This window comes from Metapseudomonas boanensis (assembly GCF_018704125.1).
In the GTDB taxonomy this organism is placed as follows: Bacteria; Pseudomonadota; Gammaproteobacteria; order Pseudomonadales; family Pseudomonadaceae; genus Metapseudomonas; species Metapseudomonas boanensis.
Map to the genome: position 1 here is coordinate 47,353 of NZ_JAGTIS010000003.1, position 19,025 is coordinate 66,377.

General features: G+C 64.6%; 19 protein-coding genes. 2 read left to right on the top strand and 17 right to left on the bottom strand.

The genetic code is table 11. From position 1 onward, the window contains the following. Positions 1-4 precede the first annotated feature (4 nt). Genes J7302_RS07735 through J7302_RS07760 form a run of 6 tightly spaced genes read right to left on the bottom strand, consistent with a single transcriptional unit; the run spans position 5 to position 5,374 of the window. Entirely contained in the window at positions 5-763 is a 759-nt protein-coding gene (locus J7302_RS07735; protein WP_215372628.1) for an enoyl-CoA hydratase family protein, read from the bottom strand. A 13-nt stretch (positions 764-776) separates the two neighbouring features. Continuing rightward, the gene (locus J7302_RS07740) at positions 777-1,844 is read right to left on the bottom strand and encodes an NAD(P)H-dependent flavin oxidoreductase (protein WP_215372630.1); all 1,068 of its coding nucleotides are present in this window, start codon (positions 1,842-1,844) and stop codon (positions 777-779) included. Further along, complete coding sequence (locus J7302_RS07745; protein ID WP_215372632.1) at positions 1,844-2,713, bottom strand: enoyl-CoA hydratase; 870 nt, start codon at positions 2,711-2,713, stop codon at positions 1,844-1,846. Before J7302_RS07745 ends, J7302_RS07740 begins: the two co-directional genes overlap by 1 nt. A gap of 45 nt (positions 2,714-2,758) precedes the next feature. After that, on the bottom strand, positions 2,759-3,562 hold the full coding sequence (locus J7302_RS07750) for a CoA-transferase subunit beta (RefSeq protein ID WP_215372634.1): 804 nt from the start codon (positions 3,560-3,562) through the stop codon (positions 2,759-2,761). A gap of 23 nt (positions 3,563-3,585) precedes the next feature. Continuing rightward, a complete protein-coding gene (locus J7302_RS07755; RefSeq protein WP_215372635.1) occupies positions 3,586-4,467 on the bottom strand; it encodes a CoA transferase subunit A in 882 nt (293 codons plus the stop codon). Positions 4,468-4,480: 13 nt separating this feature from the next. Continuing rightward, entirely contained in the window at positions 4,481-5,374 is an 894-nt protein-coding gene (locus tag J7302_RS07760) for a VOC family protein (protein ID WP_215372638.1), read from the bottom strand. Positions 5,375-6,128: 754 nt separating this feature from the next. Here J7302_RS07760 and J7302_RS07765 point away from each other — a divergent pair. Both J7302_RS07765 and J7302_RS07770 read left to right on the top strand, forming a co-directional pair. Then, entirely contained in the window at positions 6,129-6,446 is a 318-nt protein-coding gene (locus J7302_RS07765) for a hypothetical protein (protein WP_215372640.1), read from the top strand. Between the two features lie 327 nt (positions 6,447-6,773). After that, positions 6,774-7,502 carry a transglutaminase-like cysteine peptidase gene (locus tag J7302_RS07770; protein WP_349814430.1) on the top strand — a complete coding sequence of 243 codons (729 nt, stop codon included), beginning with the start codon at positions 6,774-6,776 and terminating at the stop codon, positions 7,500-7,502. A gap of 3 nt (positions 7,503-7,505) precedes the next feature. Here the strand turns inward: J7302_RS07770 and J7302_RS07775 are convergent, their stop codons facing one another. The 11 genes from J7302_RS07775 to J7302_RS07825 form a co-directional block, all read right to left on the bottom strand. Beyond that, positions 7,506-9,068, bottom strand: a complete 1,563-nt coding sequence (locus J7302_RS07775) for a FadD3 family acyl-CoA ligase (RefSeq protein WP_215372643.1) — start codon at positions 9,066-9,068, stop codon at positions 7,506-7,508. Continuing rightward, positions 9,065-10,183: an alkene reductase gene (locus tag J7302_RS07780; RefSeq protein WP_215372645.1), complete on the bottom strand. Its 1,119-nt coding sequence runs from the start codon at positions 10,181-10,183 to the stop codon at positions 9,065-9,067. The genes J7302_RS07775 and J7302_RS07780 overlap by 4 nt, the downstream gene beginning before the upstream one ends. Continuing rightward, complete coding sequence (locus J7302_RS07785) at positions 10,183-10,809, bottom strand: nuclear transport factor 2 family protein (protein WP_215372647.1); 627 nt, start codon at positions 10,807-10,809, stop codon at positions 10,183-10,185. Before J7302_RS07785 ends, J7302_RS07780 begins: the two co-directional genes overlap by 1 nt. A 14-nt stretch (positions 10,810-10,823) precedes the next feature. Further along, a complete protein-coding gene (locus J7302_RS07790) occupies positions 10,824-11,588 on the bottom strand; it encodes an SDR family NAD(P)-dependent oxidoreductase (protein WP_215372649.1) in 765 nt (254 codons plus the stop codon). Positions 11,589-11,591: 3 nt separating this feature from the next. Next, complete coding sequence (locus J7302_RS07795; protein ID WP_215372651.1) at positions 11,592-12,413, bottom strand: SDR family NAD(P)-dependent oxidoreductase; 822 nt, start codon at positions 12,411-12,413, stop codon at positions 11,592-11,594. 12 nt (positions 12,414-12,425) lie between these two features. Beyond that, on the bottom strand, positions 12,426-13,253 hold the full coding sequence (locus J7302_RS07800) for an SDR family NAD(P)-dependent oxidoreductase (protein ID WP_215372654.1): 828 nt from the start codon (positions 13,251-13,253) through the stop codon (positions 12,426-12,428). Between the two features lie 52 nt (positions 13,254-13,305). Then, positions 13,306-14,388, bottom strand: a complete 1,083-nt coding sequence (locus tag J7302_RS07805) for a Rieske 2Fe-2S domain-containing protein (protein ID WP_215372656.1) — start codon at positions 14,386-14,388, stop codon at positions 13,306-13,308. A gap of 286 nt (positions 14,389-14,674) precedes the next feature. Then, a complete protein-coding gene (locus J7302_RS07810) occupies positions 14,675-15,649 on the bottom strand; it encodes an acetyltransferase (protein ID WP_251701944.1) in 975 nt (324 codons plus the stop codon). Positions 15,650-15,741: 92 nt separating this feature from the next. Next, the gene (locus J7302_RS07815; protein WP_215372660.1) at positions 15,742-16,530 is read right to left on the bottom strand and encodes an SDR family oxidoreductase; all 789 of its coding nucleotides are present in this window, start codon (positions 16,528-16,530) and stop codon (positions 15,742-15,744) included. Between the two features lie 169 nt (positions 16,531-16,699). Further along, on the bottom strand, positions 16,700-17,881 hold the full coding sequence (locus tag J7302_RS07820; RefSeq protein WP_215372662.1) for a sulfotransferase family protein: 1,182 nt from the start codon (positions 17,879-17,881) through the stop codon (positions 16,700-16,702). Continuing rightward, positions 17,878-18,990, bottom strand: a complete 1,113-nt coding sequence (locus tag J7302_RS07825; protein ID WP_215372664.1) for a DUF1214 domain-containing protein — start codon at positions 18,988-18,990, stop codon at positions 17,878-17,880. The genes J7302_RS07820 and J7302_RS07825 overlap by 4 nt, the downstream gene beginning before the upstream one ends. Positions 18,991-19,025: the final 35 nt, after the last annotated feature.

Genomic DNA, 19,025 nt, shown 5'->3' on the forward strand with positions numbered 1-19,025 from the left:
GTTTTCAGCCCTTGAAGTTGGCATCGCGCTTGTCGACGAAAGCATCGCGGGCTTCCTGGGAATCCAGCGAGCGGTAGGCCTGCAGGGTGAAGCCTTGCTCCCAGCGGTATTTGTCTTCGAGATTGCCGTCCTCTATACCGGTCAGTGCCTCCTTGGCGAGGGCGATCATGGCCGGGCTCTTGGCGGCGATCTGGCGGGCGATCGAGAGGGCCGCATCGCGCAGATCCTCGCGCTTGACCACGCGTTCAACAGCGCCCAAGCGGTAGGCCTCGGCGGCATCGATCATCTCGCCGGTGAAGTACATGTGGCGCACCTTCTGCACCGGGAACAGGCGCTGCAGGTGAGCGCCGCCACCCATCGCGCCGCGGTCCACCTCGGGCACGCCGAAGCGCGCGCATTCGGAGGCGACCAGGATGTCCGCTGCGCCGCACAGGCCAATGCCGCCGCCGAGAACGAAGCCATGCACGGCGATGATCACCGGCTTGGGATTACGGTGGACGGCCTTGAAGCTGTCGTAGTTGCCCTTGTTCACAGCGACGATCAGGTCGCCGTTGGCCGCCAGTTCCTTGATGTCGACCCCGGCGCAGAAGCCTCGTCCCAGGGCGCGGATGACGATGACCCGTACCTCGGGCGCCTCGCCCAGGCGTTCCAGCTCGGCGGCGATGGACGCCCAACCCTGGCTGTCGAAGGCATTCACCGGCGGACGGTCGAAGACCATCTCGGCGATGCCGTTGTCGAGGCTGACATGAAATGGTGTTGCCATGGCCTTCTCCCCCTCAGGATGCACGGCGGCACAGCTCGGCGAGACGTTGCTCGGCCTGCTGCACGATGGATTCGATGAGTTCGGCGCAGCCCGGCAGGCTGTCGATGCTGGCGGCGACCTGCCCGGCGGGCAGCACGCCCTCTTCGGGCTGGCCGTCGACCATGGCCTTCTGGATCACCATGGGCGCGTTAGCGGCCATCAGCGTCTGCGCGGCGGTCAGGCCGTCGCTGCCACTCATCTTCAGGGCGCTGCCGAGCAGCTGGGCGATGCTGGCGCCGCTGTGCCGGCGATAGGCCAGGGCACTGCGCAGGGCCAGGAGCAAGCGGCGCAGGCCACCCGAGCGCTCCAGACGGTCGAGCAATTCGTTGCGGATCATCCGCTGCGGCATGCCGTCGATGGCACGGCTGACGATGATCGCCGCGGGGTCGCGGACGGCCAGGTAGCGCGCCAGGGTCGCCTGGGGCACCGGGCTGTCGGCGCTCATCAGGAAGCGCGTGCCCATGGCGATGCCTTCGGCGCCGAGCGCCAGGGCCGATACCAGACCACGCCCATCCTTGAAGCCACCCGCGGCGATCACAGGCACATCGACCGCGTCCACCACCTGGCCGAGCAGGATCGAAGTGGGCACCGAGCCAGTATGGCCACCGCCCTCCCCGCCTTGCACGGTCACGGCGTCGGCCCCCATTTCCACGGCTTTCACCGCGTGTTTGAGGGCGCCCACCGTAGGGATGCAGACCACGCCGGCATCCTTGAGTCGGCCGATCATCGCCTTGCCCGGCGAACGGCTGTAGCTGACGGCGCGCACCTTGTGGCGCAGCACCAGTTCGACGATCTCGGCGGCGTTGGCCTGATACATGTGGAAATTGACGCCGAAGGGGCGGTCCGTCCGTGACTTGGTCTGGAGGATCGCAGCCTCCATTTTGTCCGGTTCGATGGTGGCGCCGGCAAGGAAGCCGAAACCGCCGGCATTGCCGGTGGCGGCAACCAGTTTCGGGTCGGCGACCCAGCCCATGGCAGTCTGGATGATCGGGTAGCGGCAACCCAGTAGCTGGGTCAGGCGGGTATCGAGGGAAATCGCCATCACGCCTCCGCCGATTTGCGCTGGGACTGGGCCATGGCGCGGGCGTCGTAGCCGCCCAGCTTGTCGCCACTGACCAGTTCGTTGTGCACATGAGCGAAGTGATGCAGCCCGAACACCATGTCCATGGTGGCGCGCTTGCCCATCAGGTCCTCGGCATTGTTCACCGCCTGCTTGGTCAGTTGCAGGCCCAGGCGCGGCATCTGCGCGATGCGCCGGGCCACGTCCATCGTCACGTCTTCCAGCACGTCGCGCGGCACTACCTTGTTGACCATGCCCATCTGCCAGGCGCGCTCGGCCGGCATGCGCTCGCCGAGGAAGAGGAACTCCTTGGCGATGCGCGGGTTCAGCTCATGAACGTGGGCGAAGTACTCGACGCCGGGAATACCCATGCGCACCACCGGATCGGAGAAGTAGGCGTCATCCGAGGCGATGATCAGATCGCAGACCCAGGCCAGCATCAGGCCACCGGCGATGCAGGCACCCTGCACCATGGCGATGGTCGGCTTGGGCATGTCGCGCCAGCGCCGGCACATGCCGAGGTAGACCTCCTGCTCGCGGGCATAGAGGAACTCGCCGCCCGGCTTGTTCACGTGGTCGTACCAGAGGCTGGCGCGGTCGAAGCTCTGATTGACGTCACGGCCCGGCGTGCCGATGTCGTGCCCGGCTGAAAAGTGCTTGCCAGCGCCCCGCAGGACAATGACCTTCACGGCATCATCGTCACAGGCGCGCTTGAAGGCGGCATCCAGGGCATAGGTCATCCGCGAGTTCTGCGCGTTGTGGTACTCGGGGCGGTGCATGGTCACCAGGGCCACCGGGCCCTGCACCTCGAAGAGCACCACTTGATCGTTGTTATCTATGTTCTCGTTCATCTGCGCTGCTCCGTCTCGCGGGACTTCAGGCCTTCTTGTCGTTATTCATTGCGGGGCGCGGACGCCCGGCGGATTGTCCTTGATCTGGCTGGCACGCAGGTTGTGCGGGTCCAGTTGCTGGATGAGGATGAGTTGCTCCAGGGTCGGCGCCGCCGTGGTCGGGATGGACTCCGGCAGGTGCAGCGGGAAGCTGGTGGCGGCCTGGACTTCGGCAGCGGTCACGCCCGGATGCAGCGAGCGAACGCGCATCTGCCGGTCAGGGCCCTGGAAGTCCATGACGCAGAGGTCGGTGATGATCAGGCGAATGTCGATCTCGTCCATCGACCAGCCACGCGCCAGGCGCGCCGGGTTGTAGCCAACGGACGACACTACATCCACCTCGCCTTCGACGAAGACCCGCTTGTTGTGGCTGGGCACCAGGAAGGAGTTGGCATGGTTGATCGAGTTGCCGGGGAAACCACGCACGCCGAGCATCTGCGACTTGGGCTTGGCGTGGTCACCGATGCAGGAAATGTTTGCCTGGCCGAAGCGATCGACCTGAACCGGACCTACCAGGGCATGGCGGCGGCCGCTCCAGACGTTGTCGAAGATGCGCGAGAAGCCCATCCAGCTGTCGCATTTCGGCTGGTAGCCGCCACGCGGGCCCAGCGGCACCGGTTCGGCGACCATGAAGGCCTCGGAGTCGGTCATCATCAGCTCCGAGTTGCTGTTGAGCATGGCCAGGGACGCGGACAGGCGCTGCAGCACGCCGATACCGGTGGCAAGCACTTCGCCATCGTCGCGGAACGTCTCGGAGGCGGCGCAGATCATCAGCTCTGCCAGGCTGTAGGCTTGATTGGTCGGGGTCATCTGGGCGTCCTCAACTCTCGTATTCAAAAAACCGGGAGCGGCAGTTTGCGAATGGCTTCCAGGCCACCCACGCGGGCGAGGTATTCCTCTTCACCGCAGTTCACGTACTGCTCGACATAGGCCTGCCAGCCATCCGGCTCGCCAGCCGACGCGTTGTAGGCCTTGAAGTGGGCCACGTCGAAGCCGTACAGCGGTGCACAGGACGAGGGGTGTGCCCCACCCGGCAGGTGCACGACGCCGGTGGTGCGGTTGCGTTCCCAAAACACCTTGCGGGCGTTCTCGGGGTCGGCGTGGAAGAAATCGCTCGGTACCAGCTCGTCGCAACTCACGTAGGCCTTGTCGGCGGCGCGTACGAAAAGGTCATCCATGTAATGGTCGGGCCCGGCGATCTGGCACACGCCACGGGCGTCGGCACGGTCGACGTGGATAAGCGCGGCATCCAGCTTCAGCGCCGGCATGGCGACCCAGTCGCGGCTGTCGTCGTAAGGTGACGCCACCAGCTTGAGCTGCGGGTTGATTTGCAGCACATCAGTACCCAGGCCAAGGGCGGTGGGGATGAAGGGCGCGCGCATGGCGGCAGCGCGCAGGCCGAGCAGGAGCATGCCTTCGTCGATTTCCATCACCTCCACCGCCGCTTCCTGGCGGGCCTTGCGGAAGTAGGGTTCTAGCGGGATGAAGTCGAGCGAGACGAAGGCGTAGACCAGTTTCCTGACCTTGCCGGCAGCGCAGAGCATACCGATGTCGGCACCGCCGTAGGCGACCACCGTGAGGTCCTTGAGGTCTGAGCGGAGGATCTCGCGGACCAGCGCCATGGGCTTGCGCCGCGGGCCCCAACCGCCGATACCGATGGTCATGCCGTCGCGTAGCTGGCCGACCACGTCGGCCGCTGTCATTCGTTTATCCATTCTCTGATCTCCCTTAACGACGACCGACGCTGAAATCGTGGCCCCAGTAGCTCACCACTGTGCTCTCGAACGGCAGGTGGCGATCCCAGTCCATGACCTTGCCGCCGCAGCCGTACTCCAGGTCGAAGCCGCCCGGGGTCTGCATGTAGAACGAGGTCATTTCGTCATTGGTGTGGCGGCCGAGGGTGGCCGAAAGCTTCACGCCGCTGGCGTGCATACGGTCGAGCGCACGACCGACGTCATCCAGCTCCCGTACTTCCACCATCAGGTGTACGCAGCCGGACGGAATTGGGCACTCGAACAGCGCCAGCGAGTGGTGGCGGCCGTTGTTGCAATGGAGGAAGTGGATTCGCTTTTCCGGCTCGGCGGGGTCGGGCGTGAAACGCACCTTCATCAGGTCGGAGAGGCCGAAGCCCAGGACCCGCTCGTAGAAGTCCAGGCAGCGGTCGAAACTCGGCGCTGGCAGCACCGCATGCCCCATCCCCAGATCGCTGGTGATGAAGCCGCTGACGCCGGCCGGGGAGACGAACGGAGCGAAGTCCTGCCGCGCCCCCCAGAACAGCTCGTGGCGGTTACCATCCGGGTCGCTGAAGCGCGCCAGCTCCTGCACCTTGCGCAGGCTCGCATCAGTCGCCGAGCCGCGCTGCACCTCGACATCAGCCTGTTGCAGCTCGGCGATGGCCTGCTCGAAGGCTGCCTTGCCGGCCACTTCCCAACCGCAGGCGCCGTAACCGTCACGATCGGCCTTCTCAACCAGGATGCGGTAATGGCGCTCGTCCATCTTCAGGTAGAGCGCGTCTTCCGAACCGGCCTCGACCATCATGCCGAGCACCCCTGCGGCGTACTCGCGCCAACGGTTCAAGTCAGTCGAGGCTACGGTGACGTAGCCCAGGCCACGGATATCCATGCGGTTCTCCTCATTAGCGTTATCGCCTCACGCACCGGGCGTGGGGCTCTATGAGGAGGGATTAAATCGGCTCGCCATGGGGGTGGCATCGTCCGATGAGACTAGCGCGCAAGGCCCGTGGAATGGGGGTTTGCGAAGTGTGAGGAAGGTTGCCGCCGGGTGGCCGATGACCGCGTGTCGCCGGGTGACGAAACAGGCTGGGATTACCTCCTTGGTTTCGCCAACCGCCCCCCGGTGAGACGCTTGGCAAATGCGTTGGCTCTGTCCCAGTTAAGTGTTGTCACTGGCTGGCTCCCTGATAGGAGCCAGCTTGCTGGCGAACGGGCTCATTTCGCGAGCAAGAACTCGGCGTCCCCCTCGCTCCTACAGGGCTCTCAGCCCGACCGTTGATGGCCAGCAACAGCTAACGCCGACATAGCCAATGCGTTCGCCCCCACAAGTATGGGCCCTGAGATGACCGTCAAAGCCTCCGCCCCATCAGGCAAACACACCGGCCGGAAGGCAATCCGTAAACCCAGCGCAACACCTGGAAAACGGTCTGTCCTTTATTGGATCACTCAGCCCCAAAAGAGGATCTGAAGAGCCCTGAAAACGAGCATAAACCATGGAATATTCCATGCCATTCAATGGTTTATTGCCGTCCATTCGTCTTGAACAGCTCCATACGTCAGAGATCTGTCGGTTCCACTGGCAATGCGCTCAGACGCTCTTAGAATCTGCGTTCGGGGGAAGTGGGGATCAAGAGGAAGCCGTCATGAAATCGACATTCACCACACAAGCCCTTTCCGGCCTGTTACTCACCTTCGCAGCTGTAACCGCCATGCAGGCAACCGCCGCCCCCCCCGTGATGCTCGCGGAAAACGGTAGTGATCGCCTGAGCGACTATCGCGTCATGCAGGAACAGCGGCTCCAGGCAAGAGAAAATGCAGGCCAGAACTTCATCCAAATGGTCGAGGAGGAACCGTCAGCAGCAGGCCCGCAATTCAGTTCCGAAGAAGCAGAACCGGCGACGCAACCGGCACCCCAGTACAGATCCTTGATTCATCAACAACGGATCGAATACGGACATTGATCGAGTTGCCCCGTCCCTCCGTATGCGCCCGATCTGTCCGCGCATCGGGGGGACTCCAAAGGTTATCCACAAGCTCTTCCGACGACCGGTTGCCAAGGTCACACCGGCAGAAGCCGCACGCTAGAGCCCACCCGTCACTTCTCGGCTCGAGCACTCACATTGGCTTCCGACCACAGGTCGGCGGGCTGCTTGCGAAGGCGTTTTGAATGACGCTAACGTGCAGCCATCTTTGATCTGGCGGAGGTCTTCTCGCGCCAATCACCTGCTCAACGGATTGATCCACCCGTTTGAACCCGGCCCAGGCCGCTTTCTTGGAGGTTGAATCCGTTGCTCCAGTCTGTCTCTCGATACAGTTTTTCCAATGTCCTCTGGCGGGTGATTGCGATCACCACGCTCAGCACCGGCATGCTGTTCGGCGCCGCCGAAGCCAAGGCAGCCTGGAGTTTCGACCAGGTGCTGCGCAAGGCAGAGAAACGCTATGGGCGCACGGCCCCGGCCAAGGATCGCCTCCAGGCCTGGCACGACCTGATCGAGAACAGCTCGCCATTGTCCGAACTGGACAAGCTCCATGCGGTGAACCGCCACATCAACCAGCAGGTGAGCTTCAGTGACGACCTCGCGCTGTGGAAGCGCAAGGATTACTGGGCCACCCCAGTCGAAACCCTGGCCAAGGGTGCGGGGGACTGCGAGGACTTTGTCCTGGCCAAGTACTTCAGCCTGCTCCAGCTCGGCATTCCCCAGCACAAGCTGCGCATTACCTATTCCCGGGTACTGAAGCAGAATCAGGCGCATATGGTGCTGACCTACTACGCAAGCCCCGAGTCAGAGCCCCTGGTGCTGGACAATCTGGTGGACAACATCCGCCCTGTCTCGGAGCGGGACGACCTCGCCCTGCTCTACGCCTTCGATGCAGAACAACTCTTCTCCATCGACGCAGGCCGCTTCCAGCACGTGGGCGACACCTCGCGCCTGCCGTTCTGGCAGGCGCTGCTGGAGCGGATGCGCCACGAAGGTTTCAACCTGGCGCAACTGCAAGGCGCGCCGGGAGGTGCCTGATCGTCAACAGCGCAGCTCGCCCTTGAGCACCTTGCCAGCCGCGTTGAGCGGCAAGGTTGTGACGACCTGCACGCTGCGCGGAACCTTGTAGTTGGCCATCCGGTCGCGGCTCCAGGCGATCAACTCATCGGCCGCCAGGCTGGTGCCAGGGCGCACTATCACATAGGCCTTGCCGACTTCCCCTAGGCGCTCATCGGCAATACCGACCACAGCCGCCTGGGCGACCGCCGGATGCTCCATGAGCAGGCGTTCGACCTCTGCCGGATAGCAGTTGAAACCACCGACGATGAACATGTCCTTGAGCCGATCGGTGATCCGCAGGTAACCGCACTCGTCGAGCACGCCCACATCGCCGGTATGCAGCCAGCCCTGCGCATCGATAGCCTCCAGGGTCGCCTGCGGGTCATTGAAGTACCCCTTCATCAGGTTGTAGCCACGGATCAGCACCTCGCCCGGCTGGCCGGTCGGCACCGGATTGCCCTCGGCATCCACGCAACGCACCTCGATATCATCGAGTGGCCGGCCACAGGTACTGGCAACGGTCTGCGCATCGTCACCGGGCCGGCAAACAGTCGTCAGGCCACAGCTCTCGGTCAGGCCATAGGCCGTGACCACGCTCTTGAAGCCCAGCTCCTCGCTCATCCGCTGTACCAGGATAGGCGGCACCGAAGCAGCCCCCGTGACGGCCACGCGCAACGAGGACAAGTCGAAATCGCCGCGACGAGGATGGTCCAGCATGGCGGAATAGAGCGCTGGCGGCCCGGGCAGGAAACTCACCCGATCCTGTTCGATACGCTGCAACACGGCTTCAGCGTCGAAGGTCCGCTGCGGCAGTATGGTCGCCCCACGGATGAGAGCGGCAAGCCAGCCGGCCTTGAAGCCGAAGGCATGGAAGAACGGGTTGACGATCAGGTAACGGTCGCCGGCCTGGAGGCCAACGATCTCGCTCCAGTTGTCGAACAGTCGCAGGTTCTGGCCATGGGCACAGAGCACGCCTTTGGGGTAGCCCGTGGTGCCGGAGGTGAACATCAGGTCGGAGAGGCTGTCGCCATCGAGGGCGGCGATACGCTGCTCCAGCGCTTGATCGGGCACCTCCTCGGCCAGGGCGAGGAAGCCCTGCCAGGTAAAGTCGCCTTCCCGCGCATGCTCGAAGACAATTGTCTGCATGAGGCCGTCCAGAGACTGCTCCGCCAGCAGGTCGGGGTAGTAACTGCCGAGAAACTCGCCAACGCTGAACAGCACGCGCGCACCGCTACGCCTGAGAATATCCGCGGCCTCGCCGCCCTTCATGCGGGTACTCAGCGGCACAAGCACGGCCCCTGCCATCAGGCTTCCCAGGGCGGCCACCAACCAGTGATGGCTGTTCGGCGCCCAGATCGCGACGCGCTCGCCCGGCTCTAGGCCGAGGCTCAGCAATGCCCGGCCGGCAGCGCGGCTGAGGCGCTCCAATTCCGCATAGCTGATCTTGAGCTCGCCATCATCGATGGCGAGCTGTTGCGCATGACGACGGGCAGACAGCGCGAGCGCAGCGGGAATGGTTTGGGGTTTAGCGGCGGGCAGACTCATGTACGGAGGTCCTGCGTGTTGGCGACTTCACCCAGGGCCGGATAGTCGGTGAAACCGCGAGCACCTGGGGTGTAGAGCGTGGAACGATCGAATTCGGCGAGCGCGCGCTGCTTGCGCAGGCGCTCCACCAGGTCGGGGTTGGCAATGAAATGACGCGCGAAGGAAACAGCCTCACCCATGCCGGCGTCTATGGCCTGCGCGGCACTGCGGCCATCGAATCCGTCGTTGAGGACCAGCGCCCCCCGGAAATGGCGGCGGGCCAGGGCAAAGGCATCGAGACCTGGCTGCGGTGAACGGCTGACCTGGACATAAGCCAGGCCCAGCGGGTCAATCGCGTCGAGCAGGGCACCGTAGGTGGCAGCCGGGTCATCGTCCTGCATGTCGTTGTAGGGGTTACCGGGAATGATCCGCAGGCCGACCCGGCCGGCACCGATGGTTTCGCTCAATGCCTCGAGGGTTTCAACCACGAAACGGATGCGCTTTTGCAGCGAGCCGCCATAGCCATCCTGCCGCTGGTTGCTGCAGGCCATGAGGAACTGCATCGGCAGATACCCGCTGCTGCAGTGCAACTCGACACCATCGAATCCCGCTGCACGGGCATTCTGCGCAGCCTGCCGATACTCCTCGATCACCTTGACGATCTCCGAGGCTTCCAAGGCGCGCGGCACGTCCATCGGCACCATGCCGTGGCTGTCGCTGAACAGGCTGCCGCGCGCGGCGATAGCCGATGGCGCGACGGTTTCGGCGTCAGCCGCCTTGTTGTAGCGGGTGGCGACACGCCCCACGTGCATCAGTTGCAGGACCGTGCTGGCCCCGCCCCGCTGCTGCACCTGCGAGGTAACCCGGCGCCAGCCATCGACCTGCTGTGGCGTGACGATTCCCGGTGTGCGGCAGTAACCCTTGCCGTCCGGGCTTGGATAGGTGCCTTCGGCCACGATCAGGCCAGCATCCGCACGCTGGCCGTAGTAGGCCACATGCAGCTCGCTCGGCGCATCGAAGGCGTCTGCGCGGCTGCGGGTCATTGGCGCCATGACGATGCGGTTGGCCAGGCGCAACTCGCCCAGTTGAACCGGTTCGAACAGCCTGTCGAGGCTGGCTGGGGCAAGGCTCGACATCAGCGGACCCTCACCTTCGGCGCAGACGAACCGCGCCGCATCCGCTCGAGGAAGGCATCCAGCGGAGCCGGCTCGGCGACTTCCGGCAGCGCATCGCCGGGCTTGTTGTTCCAGAAAGTTTTCCAGCTAGGCCAGAGCTCATGCCAGGAACCGTCATAGGGCTCACGGCCCGGCCAGCGCATCTTCTTCTCGCCAATCGGCGGGCGATTCAGGTCGCTGGCATACAGGTAGCACGGCAGGCGGCGACGGAAGTACCAGCGTCCGTCGATGCGCTGGTAGTCGTCCCAATAGAGCATCTGCATGATCACCCAATCGGGCCCGGCCTCGTGCTCGTTCTTCGAATAGACCACGCCACTGGCGTTGTCCGGATCCTTGAACTCGATGATATGGCCACCGATATGGTGCGAGGTGGTGCTGAACTGCAGGCGCAGGGTGTCGTCGATCCAGGCCTTCAGATGGGCGCGGCCGATCTTGTCCTGGCCCACCTTGATGTCTTCGGGGAACAGCCCGACCCAGGCGTCGAGGTCGCGCATATCCAGGGCCAAGGCGTACTTGGCCGGCAGCATACGGATTTCCTCCAGCGACTCCAGGCGGTCCAGCCGGGCCTGCAATGTTGGCTCGTTCATGGCGATCTCCCGGATCAACGCTGCGAGGAAATGTTGCCGCCGTCGACAACGATTTCCGCAGCGTTGATGTAGCTGGCCTCGTCGGACAGCAGGAAGCGCACTACGCGGCCGATTTCCTGCGGCTGGCCAAGGCGGCCGAGGAGAATGCGCCGCTCGAAGAAGCCAGGTCGCGCAGCTGCGATCGGCTCGACCATCGGCGTGAGGATCTGCCCCGGCGACACCGAGTTGACGCGGATGCCATCGGCGCCAAGGGCATCGGCCATCGAGCGAACCATCGACAGCATCCCGCCCTTGGAGGCGCTGTAGGAAGGAATCAACCCATTACCCAGGGTGGCGTTGATCGAGGCGATGCCGACCACGGCGGAACCCGGATTGGCGCGCAGATCAGGCAGCATCGCCTGCACCAGCAGCGCCATGGCGCGCAGGTTGACGTTCAACACCAGGTCCCAGCTGTCCGCCGTCAGATTTTCCAGGCCAGTCTGGTCGACCACCCCAGCGGCGTGCACCAGACCGCCCGGCGCCCCGAGTTCCGCACGGGTCTGTGCCAGCGCCGGGGCGATGGCCGCCGGATCACGCAGGTCGATGCCCAACCCCAGGCACGGCACGCCGTACTGCTCGGAAAGCCGTGCAGCCACGGCTTGCGCCTTGTCGGCCTGCAGGTCCCAGATGGCGACAGGGCGCTTCACCGCTGCCAGTGCCTCGGCGGTGGCCTCACCGATACCGGAGGCGCCACCGGTCACCAGCACCGGGCTAGCAGGAGAATTCAGTTTGATATCCATGGGTCACGCCTCACTTGGAATTGATCTGATTTCAGTGGAGGTCGCCGAGGTGTAGTCGCTGGCGCCAACGTTAAGTTCACAGGTCTTGCCACCATCGACCACCAGGGTCTGGCCGGTGATGTAGGAGGATTCGTCCGAGGCCAGGAAGAGAATCGCGTTGGCGACTTCCTCGGGCTCGCCGATGCGGCGCAGCGGCACAGCCCGCGCCGTCCCCTCGATCATCTGTTCACTGCGCATCGCCTCACGGGTGCCCTCGCTCCAGACGATGCCGGGAATGACCACGTTGACGCGGACTTTCTCGACCGCGCCCTCCAGGGCCGCCGCGCGGCTGAAGTTGACTACCCCGGCTTTGGCCGCGCCGTAGGCGCTGAGACCCGGACTGCCGAGCAGGCCGGCGACGGAGCCCATATTGATGATCGAGCCGCCCTTGCCCTGCATCACCCGCATCGCCGCGCGGGTGCCGAAGAAGGCCACATCGAGGCTGCCGCGCAGGCTCTTGTGCCACTCCTCGGTGGAAAGGCCCACCAGCGGACCCCAGGTGTAGTTCACCGCGTTGTTGACCATGATGTCGAAACGACCAAAACGCTCCAGGGTGGTGCTGACGGCGCGATCCACCGCCTGCTCATCGGTGACGTCGGTCTGCACCCAGTCGGCGTCCCCACCCTGCTCGCGTATCTCCGCCACCACAGCTTCCAGCGGTGCCTGGCGGCGTCCGCAGAGCATCACCTTGGCGCCCTGGGCGGCGAACATCCTGGCCGCCGCGGCACCGATCCCAGTCCCCGCGCCACTGATCAGCGCCACCTTGCCTTGCAGTCGTCCAGTCATTCGAAAGTCCTCTTAGAGCATCATCATGCCGCCGGCGGCGGCGAGGGTTTGTCCGGTAAAGGCGCTAGCATCATCGCTGGCCAGGAACAGGCAGGTGCGGGCAATCTCCTCCGGCTCCAGCAGCCGACCCAGTGGGATGGCGCGTTCCAGGGCCTGCTGCCACTCCTTGGAGATCGACTGCATCATCGGCGTGCGGGTCGGCCCCGGGCAGATGGTGTTGACGCGGATCCCGCGCGGGCCGAGGTCGCGCGCCAGGCATTTGCCCAGGCCGATCATGGCGGCCTTGGACGCGCAGTAGGCCAGCGGCCCTTCGCCACTGAACGCCGACAGGCTGGCGATGTTGATGATCGAGCCGCAGCTGCCGCCGGCGATCATCAATCGCACCGCCGCGCGGCTGCAGTAGAAGGTGCCATTGAGGTTGATATCGACGATCCGCTGCCAGCCGGCATCGGTCAGGTCGACGATCATGTCGGTGAACACGTCGGGCTCAGCGCCCGCCGCCAACTGCTCGCTGCGCTTGGCCAGGCGCTGCTGGTACTTGTCGAAGCCATCACCCGGCACCTGGCCGAGGCCGGCGTTGTTGACCAGCACGTCGAGTCGGCCGTAGCGCTTTTCCACTTCGGCAAAGAGCCGCACCACTGACTCGCCGTCAGCGATGTCACAGGCGGCGGCCAGGCAATCCTCGCGATTGGCCAGTCCTGCCACGGTGCGCTGTGCCGCAGCCTCGTCGATATCCACCACCACCACGCTCGCCCCTTCGGCGGCGAACAGCTCCGCCGTGGCGCGCCCCATTCCCGATCCTGCGCCGGTGACCAGCGCCACCTTGCCTTTGAGCTTCATGTCGCTCCCCTTATGTTTTTTGTTCTGAAATGCCGTGCGCCTGAAGCTGTACTCAGATCAGGTGCAGCTGGCTGCGGGCCTGTTCGGGCACTTCATCGAGCTGGCGCCAGACGCCACCCTTGCTCTCGAAAACTTTCTTGCTCGGGGCAGGCAGATCGGCGACATCGGTGTAGAACTGCTCGTACCACTCGCGCAGTTGGTACACGGGGCCATCGCCGTCGCAGAGAATCGGCTTGTCGATGCGGGTTTTGCTGTGCCAGATCGCCACGTCCTGGAAGAACGACTTGTGCGCCTGCCCCGCGTAGCCCTCGGCGATGGCCTGGTTCTCGGCTTCGGAAAGGTGCGGCTGTTTCAGCACCTTGATCGCATAGCGCAGCTCGAAGCTGTTCTGGTCGATCGGTACGTGGCAGTTGAGCAGCAGCGTGTCGACCGTCTGCCCGCCCGTCTTCGCAGTCATGCGGGTGATGTGATAGGCCGGCCCGAAATAGGCGCTGTCCGCGCGCAGGCCGCTGCCGAGCAGTTCGCTGTCCTCGCCCTGGAACATCTGGTAGCCCAGGTGACCGTCGAAGGTGTTGCAGAAGTAGCTGGCCGGCGAGCCATGGACCGGCCCGAAGTGCGCAACATCGGCGAGGTTGTCCACCAGTTCGCGGCAGTTGGTCTGGATCACCATCTTGCGCATCATCCATTCGGTCCAGTCGGCCGAATAACAGGCCTCGATACGGGGAATCTCGACCGCCGGGTCCGGCGCATTGCCTTCTGCGTCATGCCAGACGAACAGCAACTGGTTCTTCTCCAGAGTCGACCACGCCTTGACCTTTGCCCGTGCCGGCACGCGCTTGCAGTACGGAATGGACGTGCACTTACCATCGCTACCCCACTTCCAGTGGTGGAAGGGGCAGACCACGCTGTCGCCCTCCACATGCCCACCGGCGAGGTCCGCGCCCATGTGCGGGCAGTAGCCATCGAGGATGTGCATCGCGCCATCCTCGCCCCGGAAAGCCACGAGCCGGGTGCCGAAGATGTTGAGCGGATGGGGTTTGCCGTCGGCGTAATCGGCCACCAGGCCGAGGCAGTGCCAGCCGCGGGCGAAGCGTCGTGCAGATACGGTGCCATGATCGGGAGTCGACCGTTCCATGCTGCTCTCCTGAAGGTGATGGATGTCGACTCGAACTATTGTGCAATGCCAGGCCCCGAACATCCCTGCCAGGGACTAGCCCACACGGGTTAGACCTCGCACAGAAGCCGCGCGCCAGAGCCCTACGGACCACCCTGCGCACTCCGCCTCAGGCGCGAACTTGCTCGCGAACATGAAACCGCTTTCGCCAGCAAGCTGGCTCCTACAACGCCTGCCGACATCCCCCCCCCGTAGGAGCGAGCTTGCTCGCGAACCTGCTCTCCCGGATTCGCCAGCAAGCTGGCTCCTACAGGGCTGCGTGAGGATAGGCCTGAAGGAACTGCCCGACGAAGTCTTGCAGGTCCTCGGCCGCTAAGCGGTTGATGCCGGCGGCCCGCTTGCGCCCGCCACCGGTGGCGAAGCTTCGGCAGAAGGCATCCGCCTCCAGGCTGGCAGTGGCCGGTACGCGCAGACTGAAAGTCCAGTCGCCATCAGCTCTGGCACTGAGCAGGCCGAGCGCGCGCTGCGGATCCCGCGCCGCCAGCTGGTTGGCCAGCACACCGCTGACCCGCCGCGCCCAGGGCTCAGCCGGCAGGCGATAGAGCAACGCCCCCGCGCCCGCCTGCCAGGGATCCAGGCTGGCCGCAGCCGCCATGTCAGCCGCATATCCTTCGCGCAATCGGACAAAGCTGAGGCTATCCCGTACGAAGCCCAGGGGATCGTCATAGGGCAACAACTTCGCCGCCAACAGCACCGGATCGAAGTGCAGGTCGGCGAGGCTTTCGCCATAGGCGTTGTAGTTCAGCAGCAGGCCCAATTCTTCCAGGCCGCCGATGTCCTCCTCCCCAAGCCCATGACGCGCGGCCAGCGCCCGGGCCGGGCCCGGCATGCCATCGCCGAAGGCCGCCGCCACCGCCCAGCGATGGAATCGCCCCTCCAGGAAGCGATCCACCAGCAGGCTGGTGCAGACATCTGCAGCCGTGTCGATGAAGGACTCGAACCCTGGGTGCTGCGGCAGCGCACCGGCAAAGTGATGGTCGAAGTAGCGAATGCGGACACCGACCTCGAGAAGCCGCGCGACATCCGAGCGGTTCTGCTCATGGGCGATATCCAGCACCGTCACACGCTCGCCAGCGCCCGCCTGCACGCGCTGCAGCAGGCCAATGTCGCGCTTCACTCCGCTGACCAGGCGCACCGCAGCGTCCAGCTCCCCGGCCAGGCGCAGTTGCTGCAAGGCGCAGAGTCCGTCCGCGTCACCATTGAAGGCACAGTGATCGAGCATTTTCATATTCCTCGGATTCGAATCTGTAGGAGCCAGCTTGCTGGCGAATTCGGCGCCAGGCCTTTCGCCAGCAAGCGGGTTCCTACATGCAATCAGCGCATCAGTTCGCCACCGTTGGCGTCCAGTTGCACACCGTTGATGGCGCTGGCGTAGTCGGAGGCCAGGAACAACGCCGCACGGGCACATTCCTCGTCGCCCGGCATGCGCCCGCCGGGAATCCCCGCGCTGCACTCGGTCCGCACCAGCTCTTCGCTGATGCCCCGCGCAGCCGCAGCCTCGCGCACATGGGCCTGCACCGGCTCGCCCCACATCCAACCACAGGCCAGGCCGTTGACCCGCAGGCCATGTTCAGCCAGCTCGTTCGCCAGGTAGCGCACCGCCACCGCCAGAGTGCCTTTGGAAATCGCGTAGGCGCCGCCGCCCGCATAGGGCTGGTGCACGCCCAGGGTGTTGATCATGACGATGGCGCCGGAGCGTTGGGCCTTCATCTGTGGCAGCACGGCACGGGTCAGGTGCAACGAGCCGAACAGATTCACGTCGAGGGCCTCCTGCATCAACTGATCGGAGCAGTTTTCCAGCAGATCGAAGCCGCCATGGGCATAGGCGCTGTTGACCAGAGCATCGATACGCCCGAAGCGCGCCACCGTGGCCTCGGCAAATGCCTGGCAAGCCTTGGCGTCGCTCACGTCGGTGGGCACCCAGAGCACCTGGCTGTCGGTGCCGATCGCACGAACGCGCTCTTCAGCCTCGCGCAGGCGCGCTTCATTGCGGGCGCAGATGGCCACCGCACGGGCGCCCTCGCGGGCGGCTTCCAGTGCGAGCTTGATACCCATTCCCGGGCCGATACCGGAAATCATCACAACCTTGTCTTTCAGCAACATGTTCAGTTCCTCTTGTTGTTATCGATCTGCTGTTCGTAGGTACACGGGGGGACGCCTGGTTCTTGCTCGCGAACTCCGGGGGTCCCCTTCGCGAGCAAGCTCGCTCCTACACACAAAAACCGACGCCAGCCCCAGCAGCGCATTCGCCAGCAGGCCGGCGCCGGCCGGTTCAGGCCAGATGGCGGGCGCGGTAATCGCCGTAGTCGCGTTGCAAGCGTGCCTCGTCGAGGCCGAAGGAGGCCGGGTCGTAGTGGTGCGCCGCACGCTTTTCGCGGCTATTGCGCGACAGCCAATCGGCCATCGCCTCACGCACGGGGGGCGTCAGCTCCAGCCCGGCGAAGCGGTAGATGCGCTCGACCACGCCCAGCGGCTGGCTCACGGTGTCTTCGAAATGCACGTCGAGGAAGGCGCCGGCCGGCATGTCCTCGCGTACCGCCATGCTGTGGCGCAGGGCGCGGGCCATGCGCTGGCTCCACTGCTCGCCGACCTGGGCCGGGTCCGCCTGGTCGCTGTAGATCTGCCAGAGGGTGTGGATGAAGCTGGCCAGCGAAGGAATGGTCTTGGCCGGGTCGCGGTGCGTAAGGATCACCTGGGCCTTTGGGAAGACCTTCAGCAGCAGTTCCAGGGTATGCAGGTGCTGCGGGCTCTTCAGCAGCCAGCGGCGCCCCTGCGCAATGCCACGACGTGCCTGCTGCCATTGCAGGAACTGCAGCATCTTCTTCAGGTAGGTGTAGACCTGGGTCTGATCCTGGCAGTCGAGCCAGGAGGTGTAGGCCGGCACGTTGACGTAGGAATCCATGGCGCAGAGGAACGAATGCTCCATGAGCATGAACTCTTCATCCGGCTGCTCGGCGTCAAGCGGGTGGATGGCGAGGATCTGCGGCACGAACTCGATCATCCCGGCCACCTCGGCGCGCGCCCGCTCGATTCGTACCTGAGGCTGCTCCAGGGTTTCGCCGGGCAGCGGCGCCGGGTAGCGGGTTTCCCACCACTGCGCCTTGCTGAACTGCGGGTCCACCGACAACACGCGCTGCAGCAACGTGGTGCCGGTGCGCGGCAGGCCGACGATCACCAACGGGTCATCGATGGGCTGCTGGAGAATCTCCGGGTAGCGCTTGCAGTGGTCCTCGATCACCAGGCGGTTGACCAGTTGCGCGACCAGTTTTTCCCTGAGCAGGGCACGGCCTTGGGCGCAGAGGCGGGCTTCGTCATGCAGGGCACTCTCCAGAACCTGGAGGGCCTCGCGGAAATCACCGGGGCCAAAGTCGTCGAGCCCGCCGGCACGCGCGCGAGCCTCGGCCAGAAGGCTGTGTGGAGCGAACTCCTCGCCCGTTTCAATGGGGTTGGTCATTGCAGCTCCTTGAGGTGGTCGAGCTTGACCACGCGCGTGGTGGGATGGACCGGCTGCTCGGCGCCGACCCAGCGCAGGCAGAGGGTGCCGTCGGCATGGCCGGCAGTTTCCAGCCAGTTCGGCAGGCCGGGGTCACGGTGACTCAGTACCATGCGCACCCCGCCACGCGCGTCCGACTGCGCCGAATGCTTGTTCAGGCAGATGCGGTGATGGCGGTAGTCGAGGGACTCCATCCAGTAGTTGTTGATCTGCAGGTTCCAGAAGTCGCAGGCAGGCACCTGGTCGACTTCGATCAGCAGCGCCTCGTCGTCCGCCAGGGACCAGTAGCTGTGGTAGTAGAAGATGTTCGGATCACCGCCCACAGACTGGCACAGGGCCTGGTCCGCGGGAGGTAGTTGGTTGGTGTGGGCCTGGTAACCTTGGGCCCAGTCAGCAAATAGCCGCGAAGTGTTCTCTACGAAGCTGGCGACCCTTCCCAGGCTCTGATGCAGGCGCTCGGCACTCAAAGGCTCCGGCTGCTGGCGGCTGTCCAGGCGCTCGATGCGCAACTGAGCGGGCTGCTCGCTGGTGCGGTCGAGAAAGGTCTGGCGGACGATCAGCGCATTGCTCTCGGGCTCCAGGCGCAACCAGTTGCCCTGCGCTACTGGCTCCTGACTGAGGATGATCTCGAAGCTGCCATCGGCCTTCAGTTGAAGCTGGCTGGCATCGATGAATCCGGTCTGGATCATCTTCCCGTCGCTCTCATACCCGCCCTTCTGGGTGCCGAAGCTGAGGTAGGACACGCTGCCGCGACGACCGCTGACGCGGTACTGCCGCTCGCCATTGAGACGTGCGTATTGGTAGAGGTTGTCCGGGTTATCCGCGCCGATCTTCGCCGTCTCGTGAGACGGGGAGAAGAATCCGGGGAAGTCCGGGTCGGCAAACTCCAGGTGCATTTCCAGGGCAATGCGCAGCAGGCGGCTGAGGTAGCGGAATCCCTCGGCGCGGGTTTGCGCATCGTTCGGCGCCTCAGCCCGCAATATCTGCTCGCCACTGCGTTTGAGCTGGTCGCAGAAATCGCTCCAGACCTGCCCGCTGAGCACCCGTTGTTCGATTCCATCTGTCGCCATGTCGGTCTCCTCTGGTCCGGCGGACACCCCGCCAC